The following is a 19,500-nucleotide window of genomic DNA, read 5'->3' as shown; positions in this document are numbered from 1 at the left end:
CCGGGCCGCGCCTCGGGATCCCCGGGGTCAGCCGAGGGCGCGGTCGAGGTTGAAGGCGGCGCTGATCAGGGCCAGGTGGGTGAACGCCTGCGGGAAGTTGCCCTGCTGCTCGCCCGTCCGGCCGATCTCCTCGGCGTACAGGCCGAGGTGGTTGGCGTAGGTCAGCATCTTCTCGAAGGCCAGGCGGGCCTCCTCCACCCGGCCGGCGCGGACCAGCGCCTCGACGTACCAGAAGGAGCAGATGGAGAACGTGCCCTCCTGGCCGCGCAGGCCGTCGGGGCTGGCGTCCGGGTCGTAGCGGTAGACCAGCGAGTCGGACACCAGGTCGGCGGTGAGCGCGTCGAGGGTGGACAGCCACTTCGGGTCGGTGGGCGAGACGAACTTGGCCAGCGGCATCATCAGCAGCGCCGCGTCGAGCACGTCGCCGTCCTCGTGCTGGACGAACGCCTGCCGCACGTCCGACCAGCCGTGGGCCATGATCTGCCGGTAGAGGTCGTCGCGCGCGCCGCGCCAGTGGGGGATGTCGGCGGGCAGGCCGCGGCGGGCGGCCATGCGCATGGCGCGCTCGATGGCGACCCAGCACATCAGCCGGGAGTACAGGAACTTCTTGCGCCCGCCCCTGGTCTCCCAGACGCCCTCGTCGGGCTGGTCCCAGTTGTCGCACACCCAGTCGACCAGGGCGCAGACGGCGTCCCAGTGGTCGCTGGAGATGGGCTTGCCCCATTTGTCGTAGAGGTAGACGGAGTCGAGCAGGGCGCCGTAGATGTCGAGCTGGAGCTGGCCGGCGGCGGCGTTGCCGATGCGTACCGGGGCCGAGCCGCGGTAGCCCTCCAGGTGGTCGAGCTGCCGTTCGGGCAGGTCGGTGCGGCCGTCGATGCCGTACATGATCTGGAGGGGGCCGTTGGGGCCGGCGGGGCGCAGGCTGACGTGCCGGGTCAGGAACGACATGAACGCCTCGGCCTCGCCGGTGAAGCCCAGCCGGAGCAGGGCGTAGACGCAGAAGGCGGCGTCGCGGACCCACAGGTAGCGGTAGTCCCAGTTGCGCTCGCCGCCGATCAGCTCGGGCAGGCTGGTCGTCGGCGCGGCGACGATCGCGCCGGTCGGCGCGTACGTCAGCAGCTTGAGCGTCAGAGCCGAGCGGTGGACCATCTCCCGCCACCTGCCCCGGTAGCGGGAGGCCGACAGCCATTTGCGCCAGAACGCGACCGTGGCGGTCAGCGCCTCCTCCGCCTCGACGTGCGGGCAGCCGAGGGGCGGGATCTCGGCCTCGACCCGGTCGAGCGCGAACACCTCCGACTCGCCCTCCACGAGGGTGAAGCACGCCCGCACGTCGCGTCCGTCGCACTCGACCGGCACGGTGGCGCTCAGCGCGAGCGTCAGCTGGGCGGACTCGAAGACGGTCAGGCCGTCGACCTCGCGCACGACGTGCGGGTCGGCCCCGTAGCCGAAGCGGGGGGCCACCCGCGTGTGGAACGGCAGCGAGCCGCGCACGCAGAGCACCCGGCGGATCAGCCGCTGCCGGCCGCTGCCGCCCGGCTCGCCGATGATCGGCATGAAGTCCTGGATCTCGCCCACCCCGCTCTCGGTGAAGAAGCGGGTGATGAGCACGTTGGTGTCGGGGAAGTAGAACTGCTTGGTCCGCGCCGGCACGTCGGTGGCCAGCTCGAACGCCCCGCCCCGGTCGGCGTCGAGGATCGCGGCGAACACGCTGGGCGAGTCGAAGGCCGGGCAGCAGTACCAGTCGATGGTGCCGTCGGTGCCGACCAGGGCCACGCTGCGCAGATCGCCGATGAGGCCGTGCTCGGCGATCGGCAGGTAGCGGTCACCGTCTGCTCCACCCATCGCAGCAGTTCTCCCTGGTCAGAGCGGTGCTCAAACCTCGTGCCCGGCCTCCTCCAGGGCGGCCAGGCGGTGGCGGAGGTGGGCGCGCTCGGGCGCGCTCCCGGCCGTCCGGAGCGCGGCGCGGTACGCCTCGGCGGCCTCGGGCAACCGGCCGAGCCGGTGCAGCAGGTCAGCGCGGGCCAGCAGGTAGGGGTGGTAGTCGCGCAGCCGCCGCGTCCCGGCCAGCTCCTCCAGCAGCGTCAGCCCGGCCTCGGGCCCGTCGCGCATGGCCACGGCCGCCGCCCTGTTCAGCGCCACCACCGGGGAGGGGTCGAGCGCGAGCAGCACGTCGTACAGGGCCACGACCTGCGGCCAGTCGGTCGCGGCCAGGTCCGGGGTTTCGTCGTGCAGCGCCGCGATCGCGGCCTGGACGGCGTACGGGCCGGGCGGGCCGCCGCTGAGCGCGGTCACCACCAGTGCCGAGCCCTCGTCGATCATGGCCCGGTCCCAGAGGGCGCGGTCCTGCTCGCCGAGCAGCACCGGCTCCCCCTCGGGCCCGGTTCGGGCCTCGCGCCGCGCGTGCACCAGCAGCAGCAGCGCCAGCAGCCCGGCGACCTCCCGCTCGGCGGGCAGCAGCCGGCGCAGGATCCGGGCCAGCCTGATCGCCTCCTCGGCCAGGTCGAGCCGCTGGAGGAAGGGCCCGGAGCTGGCCGCGTAGCCCTCGGTGAAGATCGAGTAGATCACCTGGAGCACGCCGGGCACCCGTTCCGGCAGCTCGTGGGCCTCGGGCACGCGGAACGGGACGCGCGCCTCCCGGATCTTCTTCTTGGCCCGGACGATGCGCTTGGCCATCGTCTGGGCCGGCACCAGGTAGGCCCGCGCCACCTCGGGGGTGGTCAGGCCGGCCAGGCAGCGCAACGTCAGCGCCCCGCGGTCCTCGGCCGGCAGCGCCGGGTGGGCGCAGGTGAAGAAGAGCCGCAGCCGTTCGTCGGGCAGCCCGCCGTCCTCGCCGGGAGGCGCTTCGGGGGCGGCCCGCTCGGCCTCCGCCGCCAGGACGGCCAGCCGGGTGGCGAGCGCCTGCTCGCGCCTGAGCCGGTCGACCGCCTTGCGCCGCGCGGTGGTCATCAGCCACGCGCCCGGATTGGGCGGCACGCCCTCGGCGGGCCAGTGCCTCAGCGCCGCCTCGACGGCGTCGGAGGTGACCTCCTCGGCGAGGTCGAGGTCGCCGAAGCGGCGGACGAGCGCGGCCAGCAGCCGGCCGCGCTCCTCACGGAAGACGGCCTCGATCTCACGCATCGAAGTCGGCGACCGGGCGCACGACCACCGAGCCGCCGCCGCGCGCACCCGGGCAGCGCACGGCCCAGTCGAGGGCGGCGTCGAGGTCCGGCACGTCGATCACGTAGAAGCCGCCCAGGACCTCGCGCGTCTCGGCGTACGGGCCGTCGGTGACGGTGGGCGTGCCGTCGGCGCTCACCCGTACGGTGGTGGCGGTCACCAGGTCGGCCAGCGACTCGCCGGCGACCCGGATGCCCGCCTCCCGGACGGCCTTGTCGTAGGCCATCCACTCCTGGAAGTCGCCCGGCTCCTGCTCGTCGGAGGTGCCGGCGTTGATCAGCAGCATGTACTTCACGGTGTTCCCCTTCATGGTCGGCGTACGGCGGGGCCGCCGTACGCCCTATCCACGAACGGGGCCCGCCCGGATGGACACGCCATGACGATGAGTTTTCCGGTTACTTCCGGTCATTGTCACGACACGTCACTTCAGGAGGACCGATGAGCGTACTGGAACAGCGGATGCGGGGCGTGCTGGGCGGGTTCGTGGCGCGGGGCGAGGTGCCGGGGCTGGTCGGGCTCGTCCATCATCGGGGCGAGACGCACGTCGTGCCGGTGGGCACGCTGGAGCGCGGCGGCGGTGCGGCCGTCGAGGCCGACTCGATCTTCCGGATCGCGTCGCTGACCAAGGCCGTCACCGCGGCGGCGGCGATGATCCTGGTGGAGGAGTGCGTCCTGCGGATCGACGACCCGATCGACGACCTGGTCCCCGAGCTGGCCGGTCGCCGGGTGCTGCGCGCCCTGGACGCGCCGCTGGACGACACGGTGCCCGCCGCGCGGCCGATCACCGTACGCGACCTGCTGACCTTCCGGCTCGGCACCGGACAGCTCCTGGTGGCGGGCGACGACCTGCCCATTGTGCGCGCGATGCGGGACCCGCGGATCGACCGCGGCCCCGACGGGCCCGGCAGCGGCCCGGACGAGTGGCTCGAACGGCTGGGCGCGCTGCCGCTGATGTACCAGCCGGGCGAGCGGTGGCTCTACCACACGGCCGCCGACGTCCTGGGCGTGCTGATCGCGCGGGCCGCGGGCAAGCCGCTGCACGACTTCATGACCGAGCGCATCTTCGCGCCCCTGGGCATGCGCGACACCGGCTACCACCTGCCCGCCGGCAAGCTCCACCGCCTGGCGGGCTCCTACCAGCCGGACGGCTCGGGCGGCGTGACGCCGAGGCCCGACCCGCGCGTGTGGGACGAGCCGCCGCCCTTCCCGTCCGGCGGCGGCGGCCCCGGCCTGCTCTCGACCGCCCCCGACTACGCCGCGTTCTGCCGGATGCTGCTGGCGCAGGGGCGGCACGACGGCGGCCGGATCCTGTCGCGGGCCTCGGTCGCCCTGATGACGGCCGACCATCTGTCGCCGGCCCAGAAGGCGGGCGCCGAGACGTTCCTCGGGTCGGGCGGCTGGGGGTTCGGGGTGCAGGTGGACACCCGGGCCGATCGCCTCTACACCCGGCCGGGCCGGTTCGGATGGACCGGCGGGCTCGGCACCACGGCCTACACCGATCCGTCGGAGGGGCTGGTGGGCGTGCTGTTCACCCAGGTGGCGATGACCTCGCCGGTGGCGCCCAAGGTCTTCGAGGACTTCTGGACCGTGACGTACACCTCGATCGACCAGCACCTCGGCCCCTTTTCCGGCAGATAAGGTAGGTATGCGGCGTTTCGGGGGATTTCGCCGCTCGTAATTCTGAGGGGGACGAGTGGCGGAGTCGTTCGGCACGATGCTGCGGAGCCTGAGACACGCCGCCGGGCTGACCATCGAGGAGCTCTCCCACGCCTCCGGCGTCAGCGTGCGCGCCATCGGCGACATGGAGCGCGGCACCAGCCGGGGCCCGCAACGGCGCACCGTCGAGGCACTGGCCGAGGCGCTGCGGCTGGACGAGCCGCGGCGCACGGCGCTGTCCGACGCCGCCCGCGCCAGCCGCCCACGCCAGGACACCGCGCCGGGCGCCTGCGAGCCGCCCCGCGGCGTGGGCGACTTCACCGGCCGCGAACGGGAGCTGCGCCTGCTGCGCGACCTGGCCGCCCGCACGGCCGAGGACGCGCCCGCCGTCGTCGCCGCCGTCTCCGGGGCGGCCGGCATCGGCAAGACCGCCCTGGCCGTGCGCGCCGCCGCGCACCTGGCCGACCTGTTCCCCGACGGCCGCTTCTACCTGGACCTGCGCGGCATGGACCCGGTCCCGCTGGACCCGTGCACGGCGCTGTCCCGGCTGCTCAACGCCCTGGGCGTGGCCGAGCGGCGTATCCCGGCCGACGAGGAGGACCGCGCCGGCCACTACCGCGCCCTGCTGCGCGACCGGCGCTGCCTGGTCATCCTGGACAACGCCGCGAACGAGGCGCAGGTGCGCCCGCTGCTGCCCGCCGAGGGGCCGGCGATGACGCTGATCACCAGCCGCCGCCCGCTGGCCGGGCTGGAGGGCGTGCACCAGGTGCCGCTGGCGCACCTGGCGGCCGGGGAGTCGGCCGCGCTGCTGCGCGAGATCGTCGGCGCCGAGCGCGCCGACGCCGACCCGGAGGGGGTCGCGCAGGTGGCCGACCTGTGCGGGAACCTGCCGCTGGCGCTGCGCATCGCCGGGAACCGGCTGCAGAGCAGGCCCGGCTGGACCGCCGGGCACCTGGCCGCCCGGCTCGGCGACGAGGGACGCCGGGTGGAGTCGCTGGCCGCCGGCGACCTGTCGGTGGCGGCGGCCTTCGCGCTGTCGTACCGGCAGCTGTCGGCGTCCGCGCGGCGCGGCTTCCGGCGGCTGGCGCTGGCCGCCGCGCCGGACTTCGGGGTGCCGATGACGGCGGTCCTGGCCGAGCTGGGCCCGGACGAGGCCGAGGACGCCCTGGAGGAACTGGTCGATCTCGGGCTGTTGCAGTCGCCGTACCCCGGCCGCTACCGCTTCCACGACCTGGTCCGGCTGTTCGCCCGCGCCCGGCTGTCCGACGAGGAGCCCATGACGGCGCAGCGGCAGGCGCGGCGGCGGATGGACGACTGGCTGCTGGAGGTCGCGACCGTCGCCGGGCGCTGGTTCGAGCCGGACTACGGCGCGCCGCCGTCCGGCTGGAGCTCGCTGGTCGAGCTGGACAGCGCGCGGCAGGCGCAGGAATGGCTCCAGGCCGAGGGCGCGGCGTGGCTGGCCGCGCTGCGGCAGGCGGCCCGCGCCGGTGAGCACGCGCGGGTCGTCGAGGTGGCCGAGGCCATGCACTGGTTCTCCGACCTGTGGATGCACTGGGGGCACTGGCCCGAGGTGTTCGAGATGTCGTCCGGGGCGGCCCGCGAAATGGGCGACCGCGCGCAGGAGGCGGTGCACCTCAACTACCTGTCCTGGGCGCGCACGTACTGCCAGGGCCGCTACGACGAGGGCGAGCGGACCGCGCTGCGCGCGCTGGAGCTGGCCCGCGAGATCGGGGACGTGCGCCAGCAGGGCTGGGCCCTGACCTACGCCACCTGGGCGCTGTGGGGGCACGACGACCGGCGCGCCACGGAGACCGGCCTGGAGCACGCGCGGCGGGCGGCGGAGTGCTTCCGGCAGGCCGGCGACCCCGAGGGGTACGCCCAGGCCATGCTCAGCGTCGGCAACGGCCTGCGCCGGCTGGGCCGGATCGAGGAGGCCGTACGGCACGGGCTGGAGCTGCTGGAACGGCTGCGCGACCCGGCGTTCGGCGGCACGCCGGTCATCGTCGCCCACGCCGTCGGGGCGGCGCTGGACCTGCTGAGCGACGGCTACTTCGCACTCGGCCGCTGGCAGGAGGCCGCCGACCACTATCGCGAGGCGCTGGTCGAGCTGCGCAAGCGCCCGATCAACCGGGCCACGGCCCAGACGCTGACGAACCTGGGCCGGGCGCTGGTCGCGCTCGGGCGGCGGAAGGAGGCGCGCGAGGCGTTCCAGGAGGCCCTGGAGCTGTACGAGGCCTCCGCCGACGCCGTCCGGGCGGCCCGCGTGACCGCCGAGCTCGCCCGCCTGGCCCCCGTGAAGACCGCCCTCAAGACCGCTGTGAAGATCCCGGATCCGGAAGGCGCTCGCTGAGCGGGCCGGTCAGGGGTCCACGAACCGTTCGATGAAGGTCAGGGCGGTGCCGCAGACCTCGCGCCAGCCGCTGTCCACCGTCATCGAGTGCCCGCGCCCCGGCAGCTCGACGATCTCGGTCAGGTGGTGCCGGTTGCGCGCCTGCCACAGGTAGGAGGCGTGCGCGGCGGCCCACGGGACCGTGCGGTCCATCTCGCCGGCGACCAGCAGCAGCGGCCCCCGGTCCGGCGCGGTGCCGTCGAGGCCCCGCGGGGCGCCCGCCTCCGCCGCCCGGACGGCGTACGTCTCGTACAGCCGCCTGGCCTCCTCCTCGCCGACGGCGTTGGCCACGGCGTGCCGGAAACGCCCGTACGTGAGCGCCCCGTGGAACGGCGCCGGGCTGATCGCCACGCAGGCGCAGGCCAGCCCGCGCCCGGCCAGGATCTGCGAGACCAGGCCGCCGGCGGCATGGCCGACCAGGGCGGGCCGGCGCGCCAGCCCGCCGATCAGCCCCGCGAAGTGCCCGGCGGCATGCCCGGCGGCGTCGCCGTCCTCGGGCCAGGCCGGGATGACGGGGACGAACCCCGCCTGCCCGAACACCTCGGCCCAGGGCTCCCAGCTCCCGGCCAGCAACCACGGGTCGTGGACGAAGACGACCGGGACCCGCCCGGTGGCGTTGGCGTGCCGCACCTGGTCCAGGTCGTAGGCGGAGGGCATGGCGCGGGAGGTCAGCTCTCGTGCAGGGCCCGGCGCAGCGTGCCGGTGGCCAGCTCGATCGCCGACTCGGCCGCGTACGTGCCGCGCAGCGCGTTGAGCATGACGAAGTCGTGGATGATGCCCTGGTAGCGCACCGCGGTCACGGGCACCCCGGCCGCGCGCAGCTTGGCGGCGTACGCCTCGCCCTCGTCCCGCAGCACGTCCGCCTCGCCGGTGATGACCAGCGCCGGCGGCAGGCCGGTCAGCTCCTCGACGGTGGCCCGCAGCGGGGACGCGGTGATCTCGGCGCGCTCGGCGTCCGAGGTCGTGTACTGGTCCCAGAACCACTGCATGCCGTCCCGGCGCAGGAAGTAGCCCTCGGCGAACTGCCGGTAGGACTCGGTGTCGAAGGACGCGTCGGTCACCGGGTAGAACAGCACCTGCCGGCGCAGCGACAGGCCGCCGCGCTGCTTGGCCATGATGGTCAGCGCGGCGGTCATGTTGCCGCCCACGGAGTCGCCGGCCACCGCGACGCGCGTGGCGTCCAGGCCCTTGGCGGCGCCGTCGGTGACGATCCAGCGGGCGACCGTCCAGTTCTGCTCGATGGCGACCGGGTAGCGGTGCTCGGGCGACAGGTCGTACTCGGGGAAGACCACGGCGGCGCCGGCGCCGGTCGCCAGCTCGCGGACCAGCCGGTCGTGGGTGTGGGCGTTGCCGAAGACCCAGCCGGCGCCGTGGATGTAGATGATCACGGGCAGGTCGCCGGTGTTGCCGGCCGGCCGCACGATGCGGGCCCTGACCTCGCCGGTGGGTCCGCCGGGGACCGTCACCCACTCCTCGTCCACGGCGGGCAGCTCGGCCGGGCCGGACTGCACCTCGTTGACGGCCTTGCGGCCCTCCTCCGGCGGGAGCTGGAAGAGGTACGGCGGCTCGGCGGTGGCCTCGGCGAACGCCTGAGCGGCGGGTTCCAGGACGGGCTTGATCATGATCGCTCCAGGAAGAAGGGGTGGGAAGCAGGGGGGGCCGTCACCCATCCAAGCGACCGTCCTGGGGAAAGACGAGGCGGAACCACAGGCAGAAGTACGTTTCCGCCTCGTGCGCGCGAGCGGCCCGGCTGTTGGATCGCTACCGGGGCCGACCGGTCCCCTCTTGCCCCGAGAAGGAGTTTTTCCCATGACGGAGAGCACCACCCCGACGGTCGTCCTCGTGCACGGCGCGTTCGCCGACGCGGCGAGCTGGTCCGGCGTCATCGCCGAGTTGCAGCGGGACGGCATCCCCGTGGTGGCCCCGCCGAACCCGCTGCGCGGCCTGGCCTCGGACGCGGCGTACGTCGCCTCCGTGGTGGCCCAGATCGACGGCCCGGTCGTGCTGGCAGGCCACTCGTACGGCGGCGCGATCATCACCGTGGCCGGCGCGGCGGACAACGTCGTCGGCCTCGTCTACGTCGCCGCGTACGTCCTGGACGAGGGCGAGAGCCTGGGCGAGCTCCAGGGCCGCTTCCCCGAGCCGCCGCTCGGCGCGAGCCTGCGGCAGGTGGCCTACCCGCTGCCGGACGGCGGCGCCGCCGCCGAGTTCACCATCGCCGCCGACGCCTTCCCCCAGGTCTTCGCCGCCGACGTGCCGGCCGAGGTCACCCGGGTCCTCGCGGTGGCGCAGCGGCCCCTGGCGGCCGGGGCGTTCACCGAGGCGGCGGCCACGGCGGCCTGGCGGGCCAAGCCGTCGTGGGCCGTCATCGCCGACGCCGACCAGGCCATCAACCCCGACGTGCAGCGGTTCGGGGCCGAGCGGGCCGGCGCGACCGCCGTGGAGGTCGCCGGCGCCTCGCACGCGGTCGCGGTGTCGCGGCCGAAGGAGGTCGCCGACGTGATCCGGGCGGCCGTCCGGGCCACCGCCTCCTGACGGCCGCCCGGCCGCCAGGAGGCCGGGTGGTCAGGACTGCTTGCCGAGCCCCTGGAAGCGGCTGTCGATGAAGTCGCCCCAGGTGGCGTTCAGCGACATCAGCTCGCCGTCCACCATCTTCCACTGGCGGGCCTTGTGCTGCGGGTAGGCGAAGAGCACCGACGACAGGCGCTCGTAGCCGGCCGGCATCGGCTTGGTGTGCACCCGGTGCGTGGACGGCCGGAACCGCCCGTCGGAGGCGCTGGTGAGCATCCGGCCGATGTTGCACAGCACGACGTCGGTCCCGGCGATCACCGGCTCGACCCAGGTGCCGTCGTGCAGCACGTACTGCAGGCCCTGGTCGGACGGGGGCAGCTGGAGGCCGAGCATCTGGATGCCGGAGTGCTCGTGGGCCAGCACCTCGCGGTCGCCGACGTCCCGGTAGTGGATCACTCGCAGGTTCGTCGCGTCGTGCGAGAGGTCCAGCTCGGGCGTGCCGGGCGGCATCATGCCCCGGACGACCTCGCCGAAGAGCGAGATCAGCCGGAAGGCGATGTCGAACACCTCGGCGGCGCGGGTGCCGAACGCCGGGAAGGCCCGCAGCACGTCACCCGCCCCGGGCGGCTGGTCGCCGATCATGGCGCCGCTGACGTGGATGAACTCCTTCGGGTCGGGCACGCCGTTGGCCAGGCGCGGGATCTCCGAGTTGTACGGGAAGAACCCGTGCGTGCCGCCGACGGCGAGCTGCGGGACGACGTCGTAGGCGTAGTCGGACAGGCTCGGCCCGGTCGCCCGGCAGGCCGCGGCGAACTCGTTCATCATGGCCTCGACGCGCTCGCCGATGCCGGGCACCTCCGCGGCCATGAAGCCCCATCCGGTCAGCTGCGACCTGATGGCGTCGGTGGCGGCGGCCATGTCCGCCTCGATGTCATGCAGCCTGACGACGGGGGCGCGGCCGCTGAGTTCCATGAGAGGGACGTCCATTGTCACTCCGTTTCTCGATGACCGTTCGGGGATGGTTCGTCGTACGTGCTACGTGCGGGTGCTGCTCAGGTGGCGCGGGTTGCGGGAGGCGGGGTCGAGGCCGAGACGCTGGGCGACCAGGGCGACCTCGGTGCGGTTGGAGCAGTTGAACTTGACGAGCAGGTTCGAGATGTGGCGCTTGACGCCGTGGATGGAGATGCCCATCGAGCGGGCGATCTGGTGGTTGCTCATGCCGCGCAGCAGCAGCGCCAGCACCATGTGCTCGCGCTCGGTCAGGCGGCCGAGCAGGTCGGGGGCGCCCCTGGACGGGACGGGCGCGTCGCCGCGCAGCAGCCGATCGAAGGTGCCCGACAAGCCGGCGACATTGATCTCGTCCCACAGCAGGCAACCGGCCAGCCCGTACCGCTGGGCGACGCAGGGGGCGAGCTCCTCCCCCTGACGCACCATGGCCAGGATCTGCGGGCGGGCCCGGCGGGGGCGTCCGCCGAGCACGTCAGGCAGGACGGCGAGCGGGATCACCGCCACGTCGAAGTCCTCGCCGGCCAGCAGCAGCCGGGCCTCCGCGCAGCTGCGCACGACCGCGACCCCGGCCACGTTCGACACCTTCATCAGCAGCGGCGGGAGCCCGTAGAAGGAGACCTCGTCCTCGGCGAGCCAGAAGACGGACAGCCTGGAGCACCTCGCCCGGAGGCTGGAAGGGGAGGCCGGGATCGGCTGGGCGGCCTCCAGCGTGATGGCACTCATCGCATGATCCTCTCTGCGTCGGCGAACGGCGGTCGGTCGGTACGCGGCGGCGGCTCACTCAGTCGCGGCGTCTCACCAGGTGGAAGGAGAAGTCGGTGCCCCTGTGGTAGTCCTGCGAATACAGCACCGGCCGTCCGGCGCTGTCGTGGTGGGTCTGGAGGAGCAGCAGCCAGGCGCCGCCGTCCTCGTGGGTGCCGATGCGCTCGGCCTGGGCGTGGCTCAGGGTCACCGCGCGGACCTGGGCGACGGCGTAGGCGATGGTGTGGCCGTGCTCGGTGAGGAGCTGGAACAGCGAGCCGGTCCAGTCCACCTCGTCCAGGGGGCGGCCGATGAGCGAGCGCGGGAACAGGTCGATCGAGTACAGCAGCGCGTCGTCCCGGTGCCTGCGCAGGCGTTCCAGCCGGACGATGGCCTCGCCGGGCGGCAGTTGCAGCAGCTCCCGCTGGTGGCGGTCCGGCTCGGTGGCCATGACGTCGAGGACGGTGTTGTCGGCGGTGAACCCGCGGCTGGCCAGCATCTCGGTGACGCCTTCGAGGCGGGTCAGCGGCCGGTCCAGGCTGGGCTGCGAGGTGAGGTAGCGGCCGTCGCCGTGCCTGGCCTGGATGAGCCCTTCCTGCTCCAGGAGCTTGAACGCCTCCCTGATGCTGGTGCGCCCGACGTCGAACAGGGTCATGAGCTCGTTCTCCGACGGCAGCCTGTCACCGGGGCGCAGCCCCTGCTCGACGATCAGGGCGTGCAGCCGGTCACGGATCTGGATGGCCAGGGTGGGATGACGTCGTGTCACGCGGGTCTCTCCTGCACGGACGGACCGCGGAGCGGGGCGATGCCGAGCTCGGCGGCCGATGGGTAGCTGGGGGCACAGAACCGGCGCGTGACCGAGACGGTCGCCACCTGGCAGGCGAGCCGGACGCCGCGCACCAGGCCCGCGCCGGCGCAGAGGGCGGCCGCCAGGGCGCCGGTGAAGGCGTCACCCGCGCCGGTGGTGTCCACAACGCGCACGCTGGGGACGTCGATCAGCATAGTGCCGCCGTCGTCGGCGATCTCGGCGCCGTGCTCGCCGCGGGTGACGACGACAGTGCGTCCCCTGGTCCTGCCGCGCAGGTCGTCCAGGTCGCCGGGGGTCTCGCCGGCCAGCGCGGACAGCTCGCCCTCGTTGAGCACCAGCAGGTCGGCCCGGGCCAGCAGCTCCTTCCCGGTCCCCTCCAGGAACGGTCCCGCCGGGCTCGGGTTGAGCAGGACGCGCACGCCCGGCGGGGCCGCCGTCGCGGCGGCGTAGGAGATCTCCAGCGGGATCTCCCCCTGCAGGACGAGCACGGACCCGGGGGGCAGGCCGGCGGCGACCGCGGCCGCCTGGGCGGGCGGCAGCAGGTCGGCGGCCCCCGGCCAGGTCATGACCATCTGCCTGCCGCCCGCGTCGACGTAGACGAAGCTGCGCCCGGTCGCGACGCCGACGGCCGTGGTGCACTCGCCGACCTCGATGCCCTCGGCGCGCAGCTCGGCCAGCGCCACCGGCCGGGCGGCGTCGTCGCCGAGGCAGCCGACGAACCGGGCGGGCGCGCCCAGCCGGGCCGCGGCGACGGCCACGTTCGCGGCCTTGCCGCCGTGCGCGGTGGCGTAGTCGGCGGCGTTGACGCTCTCGCCCGGCTCCGGCAGGTGGTCGCCGAACATGTAGAGGTCGACGATGTAGGCCCCGACCGCGACGACGGTCACGAGCCCAGCCCCAGGGCGCAGGGCGCGATGCTGTCGGCGTCGACGGTCACGCGCACGTCGGGGTGGTGGTGCGCGAAGGTCACCGGGAGCAGCACGTCCGGCTCGGTGGTGAGCAGCAGCACCCGGACGATGTACCGCTTCCAGGCGCCCCCGTCGGTGATCAGGTGCAGCCGGCGGGCGGAGAGGATCTCCGACATGCCGACGGTGATCGCCATCCGCGGGATCGCCTGCGTGTAGCCGCCGGTCACCCGGTGGGAGTGGGCCACGATCGTGTCGTCGAGCAGCGGGACGACACGCGTGGTCGAGGCGGCGAACTCCGCGGCGGTGTACTGGTGCCAGCGCGTGGACGGCGGCTCGTTGAAGGCCAGGTGCCCCCGGTAGCCGAAGCCCGCGTAACAGGTGTCGGCGCCGCCCTCGCCCCGCAGGCGCGTGCCGAACGCGTCCGGGTCGAACACGTCGGGGAAGACGACGTTGCCCGGGTGGGGCCGCAGGTCGGGGTCGAGGAGCTGGTAGAGGTTGCGGTCGCAATAGCCGCGGAAGCTGAAGGGGTGCGAGGGGTCCACCGGCCGGCCCTGCCAGTCGAGGAACTCGTCCATGTGGAAGGCGAACACGTCGGCCCAGCTGATGCGCTCCTCGTTGCAGATGCGCGCCAGGATCGGGTACTGCGCCTTCGGGCCCACGGGCAGGATCCAGCGGGTGGGCTCGCCGCGCATGTTGCGGGCGCGTAACTCGTCGGCCATCTCCCGGGCCAGCCGGTAGTAGAGCTCGGTGGTGTCGGGGAAGACGGTCAGCGGATGGCGGGCGATGGCCGCCAGTTCCTCTGCGGGCATGGACAACATCTCGTCGGTCAGCTCGGCCGACGTGCGGGGATAGGGGTAGTCGAGGTGCCTCGCGCTCGCGGTGGTCACGTCACTCCTCCTCACAAGCTGCGGGTTGCAGGAATCGGGACAGGACGTTCCGGGTGATTCGCCTGATGTCACCGTCACAGCAGGCGAGGCTGGTCACCCAGTTGACGGATCCGGCGGCGAACACGGCGCCGCCTGATCCGAGCAGTCGCAGGGTCATGTCGGCGCGTACGGCCTGCGCGCCCAGCCCGGCCTCCTCGGTAGGGGGCCGGTAGTGGTGGCCGTGGCCGCCCGCGGAGGTCGCGAGCACCAGGGTGTCCGGCGGGGTGCCGAGCTCGGGCGCGGCCCGGTCGATCTCGTCCCCCGCCGCCCCGCCGAGCGCGAGACCGCAGCAGCCGACCGGGTCGGTCCCGACGCCCTCGAACACCCAGGACGCCTCCTCCCGGTAACTGTCGGGCAGGCGGGTGTAGCCGGGGGCGGGCCCCCAGCCCTGGGCGGCGAATCCGACGCCGAGCAGCTCCTGCGGCGCCAGGCCGCGGTGCCGCCAGAGGCCGCCGGGCTCGCCGGTGGAGGTCAGCACGTCCTCGCCGGGCTCGTCGTCCCACCAGTCGCCGACGTGGCCGCGGCGGACCTCGATGGCGTGCGGGTGCCGGGGATCGACGCCGGTCACCCAGTAGAACCCGTTGCCGCCCAGGTACATGAGCCGGCCGCCGCCGGACACGTACGCGCCGAAGGCCGCACGTTCCGGGGCGGTGACGTACTCGGGGTGGCTGCCGGTCAGGACGACGCGGTAGGCGGACAGCAGGCCGGCGCCGCCTTCGTGCACGTCCTCGTCGGCCAGCACGTCGAAGGCGAAGCCGGCCGAGCGCAGCCAGCGCAGCAGCAGCAGGTCGGCGGCGAAGTGGCGCGGCGCGCCGGTCATCCACCAGCGGTAGTCGGGGGTGAGGTTGAGCACCGGGCGGCGTCTGGAGGAGTGGGTGACGTGGCCGCCCTCGCGCCGCTGGTCGTACAGGGACAGGCCGAGCTCGCGGTGCTCGTTGAGGTAGGCGTCCACCGGGGAGAGCGTGATCACGCGGTCGGTGACCTGCCGGTAGTCGCCGAAGTACTCGGCCTCGCTGGACTGCCGGTGGTTGGCGTAGGCGAGGTAGGTGAACGTGGGCAGGACGACCGCGACCGGGCTCCTGCGCGTCGCGTCCGGGCGCACGACCACCGGCAGCACGCACGACTGCCCCCGGGTCCGCAGGCGCACGCCGAGCACGGTGGAGCCGGCGTCCGGCGGGACGGTCAGCTCGCACGTCACCGGCCAGCGGGCGTCGTCGAGGTCCTCCGGGCTGACCTGGAGCGCGGTGCGGGCGCCGCCGCCCGGCCCGGCGAGCCCGGCCAGCGGCCGGTTGACGGCGTTCGCGTGGTGCCCGTTGCCGCTGACGTCCGGGACGACGGGCGCGCCGGGGCCGGCGGACGGGTCCCACAGGGCCAGCAGCTCGGGGCCGAGGTGTTTGACCAGCTCGGGACCGGTGGTCAGGTCGGTCAGCGGAACGCGGCCGGGCATGGCGAGCGGGCCCTCGGTCAGCATGGGCAGGGCGATCCGGCCCGCGTACGGATGCTCTTCGCCCGCCCCGATCAGCAGCTCGCCCGACGGGGACGGCAGCGGCAGGCGGGCCCGCCCGGCGCTCACGCCCGGGGTGCGGAAGTCGTTCAGATGCAGGACGGTCATCAGCGGCGCCGCCTCCCACGCCACGGCCAGCAGCGACCACTCCCCCGCCGGGACGGCCGAGCGCAGCCGGCAGCCCATGCTCCCCGACGGCGTCAGCACGGTGGCCTCGGGCCTGCCCTCCTCGTCGAGCGCGAGCAGCAGCCGCCATTCCGAGGCGCCCAGACGGGCCACGACCTGGCGCGGCCCGAGCCGCTTCGGCCGGATCCAGAGGGCGAGGCCGCCCCTGGCGGGCGTCGGCACCGAGGCCGCCTCCAGCCGGGAGCCGGGCCGCAGCGGCCGCGGCGCGATCGTCACCGGCACGGCCGGGGTCAGGTCGCTCTCCCGGACGAGGTCCACAAGGGCGGCGTCGGCGTCCCCGTCCGGGCCGGAGGCGTGCACGGCCAGCCGCTCACCGGGCGCCGCGGACCAGCGGTCGGCGTACCCCATCAGGCGGGGCTCCCGGTCGATGGTCATCACGCGTCTCCTCGCCGGTAGGGGATGCCGACGTAGGCCGGCATGCGGAGCCGTTGGGCGACCGTGACCAGCACCAGCAGCGTGGTGAGGTACGGCGTGGCGTACACGAGCTGGGTGGGGACCGAGTCGGTGCCCTGGAAGACCGCGAAGGCGGCGGCGCCGAGCAGCGCCAGCGTCGCGGCCAGGCGCAGCCGCGTACGGACGAGCGCGACGGCGGCGACCCAGGCCAGCACGGCCCCGAGCAGCAGCAGCACGTGCACCGCGCTCGCCTGGCGCAGTTGCAGGGCGTCGGCGTAACCGAACAGCAGCGCCCCGGCGGCCGTGCCGGACGGCCGCCAGTTGCCGAAGATCATGGCGGCCAGCCCGATGAAGCCCCGGCCGCCGGTCTGGCCCTCGCGGTAGACGGTCGAGGAGACGGTGACCAGGTAGGCCCCGCCGAGCCCGGCCAGCCCGCCGGAGACCAGCACGCCGTAGTACCGCATCCGCAGCACCGGCACCCCGAGCGAGTCCGCCGCCGCCGGGTGCTCGCCCGCCGACCGCAGCCGCAGCCCGAACGCGGTACGCCAGAGCAGCACGAAGCTCAGCGGGACCAGCGCGACGGCGACCACGGTGAGCAGCGAGACCTCGTGCAGGAACCCCCGCACGATCCCGGCGAGGTCGGACACCAGGAAGAACCGGCCGCGCTCCAGCCCGCCGAGCAGGTCGGGCGTGCCCCCGCCGCCCGCCAGGACGGGCACGCTCACCGTGCCGATCGACCCGCTCACCGGCGGCGACTGGGTGGCCCCCGCCCCCGGCAGGCCGCTGAAGGCGATGACCGACATGAACCGGGCCACGCCCACCGCCAGGATGTTGATCGCGATGCCGCACACCACCTGGTCGACCCCGAAGGTGACGGTGACGACCGCGTGCAGCAGCCCGGCCGCGACCCCGCCGAGCGTGCCGGCCAGCACCCCGGCCCAGACGCCGAACCCGTACCCGGCCCAGGCCCCGCAGACGGTGCCGATGATCATCATGCCCTCGATGCCGAGGTTGGCGACGCCCGCGCGCTCGCTCCACAGGCCGCTCAGCCCGGCGAGCCCGATCGGGACCGCCAGCCGCAGCGCCGCCCCCACGACGCCCGACCCGGTGAGCTCGTCGGCGCCGGTGAACACCCTGACCACCGACATCGCCAGCAACAGGACGAGCGCGGCCCGCCACCACCGGTACCGTCCCGCGCTCATACGGACGGCTCCAGCGCCGGGGACGCCTGCTCCCGTACGAGCCGCTCGGCCCGCCTGCGTTCCATCCGCCGCGCCACCTCGTAGGCCACCACGACGCTGAGCACGATGACGCCCTGCATGATCGTGACGATCTCCTTGGGGATGCCCTCGATGTCGAGGATCAGCGCCGACCGTTCCAGGAACCCGAAGAGCAGGGCGGCCAGCGCGATGCCCGCGGGCGTGTTGCGGCCGAGCAGGGCCACGGCGATCCCGGTGAAGCCCGCGCCGGAGGGGAAGTCCATGCCGTACCGGTAGGTCTGGCCCAGCAGGTCGGGCAGCCCGGCCAGGCCCGCCAGGCCGCCGGACAACAACATCGTGACGAGGATCATCCGGCGCGGGTCGATGCCCTGGACGCGCGCCGCCACCGGGTTCAGGCCGCCGGCCCGCAGCTCGTAGCCGTAGCGGGTGCGGGTGAGCAGCACGTGCACCGCCACGCCCAGCACGACCGCGCCCAGCGTGGCCGAGCCGAGCTGGTCGCCCGACGGCAGCGTGAGCTGCGGCAGCCGGGCCGACGGCGGCAGCTCCTGCGTCGAGCCGGAGGTGCTGCCCGCGGCGAAGACCTCGGCCAGCAGGTAGGCGACGACGGCGGTGGCGACGTAGTTCAGCAGCAGCGTGGACAGCACCTCGGAGACCCCGCGCCACACCTTGAGCACCGCGGCGATCCCGGCCCAGAGTGCTCCGGCCAGCACGGCGACCAGGCAGACGAACGCCAGGTGCAGCGGGCCCGGCAGCCGCACGGCCGCCCCGGCGACCGCCGCTAACAGCGCGGCCACGTGGTACTGGCCCTCGACCCCGATGTTGAACAGCTTCATCCGGAAGGTGACGGCCACGGCGAGGGCGGCGAAGAAGTAGACGGCCGCCCGGTTCACCGCGGAGACGAGCGAGTCCGGCCGGACCCCGAACTCCAGCATCGTCAGGTACGTCCGCCCCGGCGCGGCCCCCACCGCGGCCAGCAGCGCGGTGGCGACCGTGAGCGCGATCAGCAGCGCGAGCGCCGGGACGGCGAGCACGCGCAGCGCTTCCCGGCCCGCCGCCCGCGCCCGGCTCATCGGCTCTCCGCCGGCCTGGCGGGCACCTTGATCTCGCCCGAGACGATCTGCTTGCGCAGTTCCTCCAGCCGCGGCTGGATGTCGGCGAGCTCGCCGCCGCTGGTGGCGTAGCCGACCCCGCCCTCCTTGAGCCCGAACTCGCGCACCCCGGCGATCGGCCGGCCCGCCACCGCGTCCCGGACGATGCTCAGGACCGCGACGTCGAGCTGCTTGGTGGCGCTGGTCAGGATCACCCCGGCGAGCCCGGGATCGACCGTCTTGCGCTGGTCGACGTCGACGCCGATCGCCCACTTGCCGGCCGCCTTGGCCGCCTGGAAGACGCCGAGCCCGGACGCCCCGGCGGCGTGGTAGACGACGTCGGCGCCGCCGTCGTACATGCCGCGGGCCGCCTCCTGGGCCTTGTCGGGGGCCGAGAAGCCGCTGAAGTCGGGCGGCTGGGACATGAACACGCTGGAGAGCTGGATGCCGGGTTTCACCGCGCGGGCGCCGGCCGCGTACCCGGCGAGGAACTTCTCCTGCGGCGGCGTCTGGACCCCGCCGACGAAGCCGATCTTCCCGCTGGCGGACTTGAGCGCGGCCGCCGCGCCGACCAGGTAGCTGGCCTGCTCCTCGCGGAACACCACGTTGGTGACGTTGGGCAGCTTCACGGTGGCGTCGTCGATGATGACGAACTGGGTGCGGGGGAAGGCGGGGGCGACCTTGGCCAGCGGCTGGGCGTAGAAGAAGCCGACGGCCAGCACCGGGTTGTGGCCGGTCTGGGCCAGCAGCCGCAGGATCTCCTCCAGGTCGGACCCGGCGGCGTTGGGGCTGAGCTCCTTGGCCGAGACGCCCAGCTCGGCCTTCGCGCGGTCGACGCCGGCCCCCACCGAGTCGTTGAAGGATCTGTCGCCGCGCCCGCCGCGGCTGAAGGCCACGCCGACCGAGGTGGCGCCCTTCTTCTCGGCGGCGGGGCTGACGGCGGTGCAGGCGGCGAGCGAGCACAACGCCGCGAAGAGTGCGAGGACGCGGACGAACACAGGGGCAACGG

General features: G+C 74.1%; 17 protein-coding genes. 3 read left to right on the top strand and 14 right to left on the bottom strand.

Annotated features, from left to right (window positions below):
• Positions 1–27 precede the first annotated feature (27 nt).
• Genes ABZ459_RS15400 through ABZ459_RS15390 form a run of 3 tightly spaced genes read right to left on the bottom strand, consistent with a single transcriptional unit; the run spans position 28 to position 3,442 of the window.
• Positions 28–1,842 (bottom strand): glycoside hydrolase family 15 protein, encoded by a 1,815-nt coding sequence (locus ABZ459_RS15400; protein WP_357970794.1) that lies wholly within the window; start codon positions 1,840–1,842, stop codon positions 28–30.
• A gap of 30 nt (positions 1,843–1,872) precedes the next feature.
• Positions 1,873–3,117 (bottom strand): DUF6596 domain-containing protein, encoded by a 1,245-nt coding sequence (locus ABZ459_RS15395; RefSeq protein ID WP_357970792.1) that lies wholly within the window; start codon positions 3,115–3,117, stop codon positions 1,873–1,875.
• The gene (locus ABZ459_RS15390) at positions 3,110–3,442 is read right to left on the bottom strand and encodes a YciI family protein (protein WP_357971205.1); all 333 of its coding nucleotides are present in this window, start codon (positions 3,440–3,442) and stop codon (positions 3,110–3,112) included. The genes ABZ459_RS15395 and ABZ459_RS15390 overlap by 8 nt, the downstream gene beginning before the upstream one ends.
• 152 nt (positions 3,443–3,594) lie before the next feature.
• On the opposite strand from ABZ459_RS15390, the gene ABZ459_RS15385 reads away from it, so the two are divergent.
• The gene (locus tag ABZ459_RS15385) at positions 3,595–4,794 is read left to right on the top strand and encodes a serine hydrolase domain-containing protein (protein WP_357970789.1); all 1,200 of its coding nucleotides are present in this window, start codon (positions 3,595–3,597) and stop codon (positions 4,792–4,794) included.
• Between the two features lie 55 nt (positions 4,795–4,849).
• Positions 4,850–7,162 carry a tetratricopeptide repeat protein gene (locus ABZ459_RS15380; protein ID WP_357970787.1) on the top strand — a complete coding sequence of 771 codons (2,313 nt, stop codon included), beginning with the start codon at positions 4,850–4,852 and terminating at the stop codon, positions 7,160–7,162.
• Positions 7,163–7,171: 9 nt separating this feature from the next.
• Here the strand turns inward: ABZ459_RS15380 and ABZ459_RS15375 are convergent, their stop codons facing one another.
• On the bottom strand, positions 7,172–7,858 hold the full coding sequence (locus tag ABZ459_RS15375) for a hypothetical protein (protein ID WP_357970785.1): 687 nt from the start codon (positions 7,856–7,858) through the stop codon (positions 7,172–7,174).
• A gap of 11 nt (positions 7,859–7,869) precedes the next feature.
• Positions 7,870–8,823, bottom strand: a complete 954-nt coding sequence (locus tag ABZ459_RS15370; protein WP_357970782.1) for an alpha/beta hydrolase — start codon at positions 8,821–8,823, stop codon at positions 7,870–7,872.
• 187 nt (positions 8,824–9,010) lie between these two features.
• Here ABZ459_RS15370 and ABZ459_RS15365 point away from each other — a divergent pair, with 187 nt between their 5' ends.
• Entirely contained in the window at positions 9,011–9,736 is a 726-nt protein-coding gene (locus tag ABZ459_RS15365) for an alpha/beta hydrolase (protein ID WP_357970780.1), read from the top strand.
• Positions 9,737–9,766: 30 nt separating this feature from the next.
• On the opposite strand, the gene ABZ459_RS15360 is transcribed toward ABZ459_RS15365, so the two are convergent.
• From ABZ459_RS15360 to ABZ459_RS15320, 9 genes are read right to left on the bottom strand one after another with little or no spacing between them, the layout of a single operon-like run.
• Positions 9,767–10,699, bottom strand: coding sequence for a 2OG-Fe(II) oxygenase family protein (locus ABZ459_RS15360; RefSeq protein ID WP_357970778.1), 933 nt, complete (start codon positions 10,697–10,699; stop codon positions 9,767–9,769).
• A gap of 48 nt (positions 10,700–10,747) precedes the next feature.
• The gene (locus ABZ459_RS15355) at positions 10,748–11,443 is read right to left on the bottom strand and encodes a LuxR C-terminal-related transcriptional regulator (RefSeq protein WP_357970775.1); all 696 of its coding nucleotides are present in this window, start codon (positions 11,441–11,443) and stop codon (positions 10,748–10,750) included.
• A gap of 58 nt (positions 11,444–11,501) precedes the next feature.
• Positions 11,502–12,227, bottom strand: a complete 726-nt coding sequence (locus ABZ459_RS15350) for a GntR family transcriptional regulator (protein ID WP_357970772.1) — start codon at positions 12,225–12,227, stop codon at positions 11,502–11,504.
• Positions 12,224–13,153, bottom strand: a complete 930-nt coding sequence (locus tag ABZ459_RS15345; protein WP_357970769.1) for a PfkB family carbohydrate kinase — start codon at positions 13,151–13,153, stop codon at positions 12,224–12,226. The genes ABZ459_RS15350 and ABZ459_RS15345 overlap by 4 nt, the downstream gene beginning before the upstream one ends.
• On the bottom strand, positions 13,150–14,061 hold the full coding sequence (locus tag ABZ459_RS15340; RefSeq protein ID WP_357970767.1) for a hypothetical protein: 912 nt from the start codon (positions 14,059–14,061) through the stop codon (positions 13,150–13,152). The genes ABZ459_RS15345 and ABZ459_RS15340 overlap by 4 nt, the downstream gene beginning before the upstream one ends.
• A gap of 1 nt (position 14,062) precedes the next feature.
• The gene (locus ABZ459_RS15335; protein WP_357970764.1) at positions 14,063–16,165 is read right to left on the bottom strand and encodes a N,N-dimethylformamidase beta subunit family domain-containing protein; all 2,103 of its coding nucleotides are present in this window, start codon (positions 16,163–16,165) and stop codon (positions 14,063–14,065) included.
• The gene (locus ABZ459_RS15330; protein WP_357970761.1) at positions 16,165–17,385 is read right to left on the bottom strand and encodes an ABC transporter permease; all 1,221 of its coding nucleotides are present in this window, start codon (positions 17,383–17,385) and stop codon (positions 16,165–16,167) included. The genes ABZ459_RS15335 and ABZ459_RS15330 overlap by 1 nt, the downstream gene beginning before the upstream one ends.
• On the bottom strand, positions 17,382–18,473 hold the full coding sequence (locus tag ABZ459_RS15325) for an ABC transporter permease (protein WP_357970757.1): 1,092 nt from the start codon (positions 18,471–18,473) through the stop codon (positions 17,382–17,384). Before ABZ459_RS15325 ends, ABZ459_RS15330 begins: the two co-directional genes overlap by 4 nt.
• On the bottom strand, positions 18,470–19,489 hold the full coding sequence (locus ABZ459_RS15320) for a BMP family ABC transporter substrate-binding protein (protein WP_357970754.1): 1,020 nt from the start codon (positions 19,487–19,489) through the stop codon (positions 18,470–18,472). The genes ABZ459_RS15325 and ABZ459_RS15320 overlap by 4 nt, the downstream gene beginning before the upstream one ends.
• Positions 19,490–19,500 lie beyond the last annotated feature (11 nt).

This window comes from Nonomuraea sp. NPDC005692 (assembly GCF_040631115.1).
Lineage (GTDB): Bacteria > Actinomycetota > Actinomycetes > Streptosporangiales > Streptosporangiaceae > Nonomuraea.
Note: the sequence above shows the minus strand (reverse complement) of the source record. Positions and strands in the feature narration are given on the sequence as shown.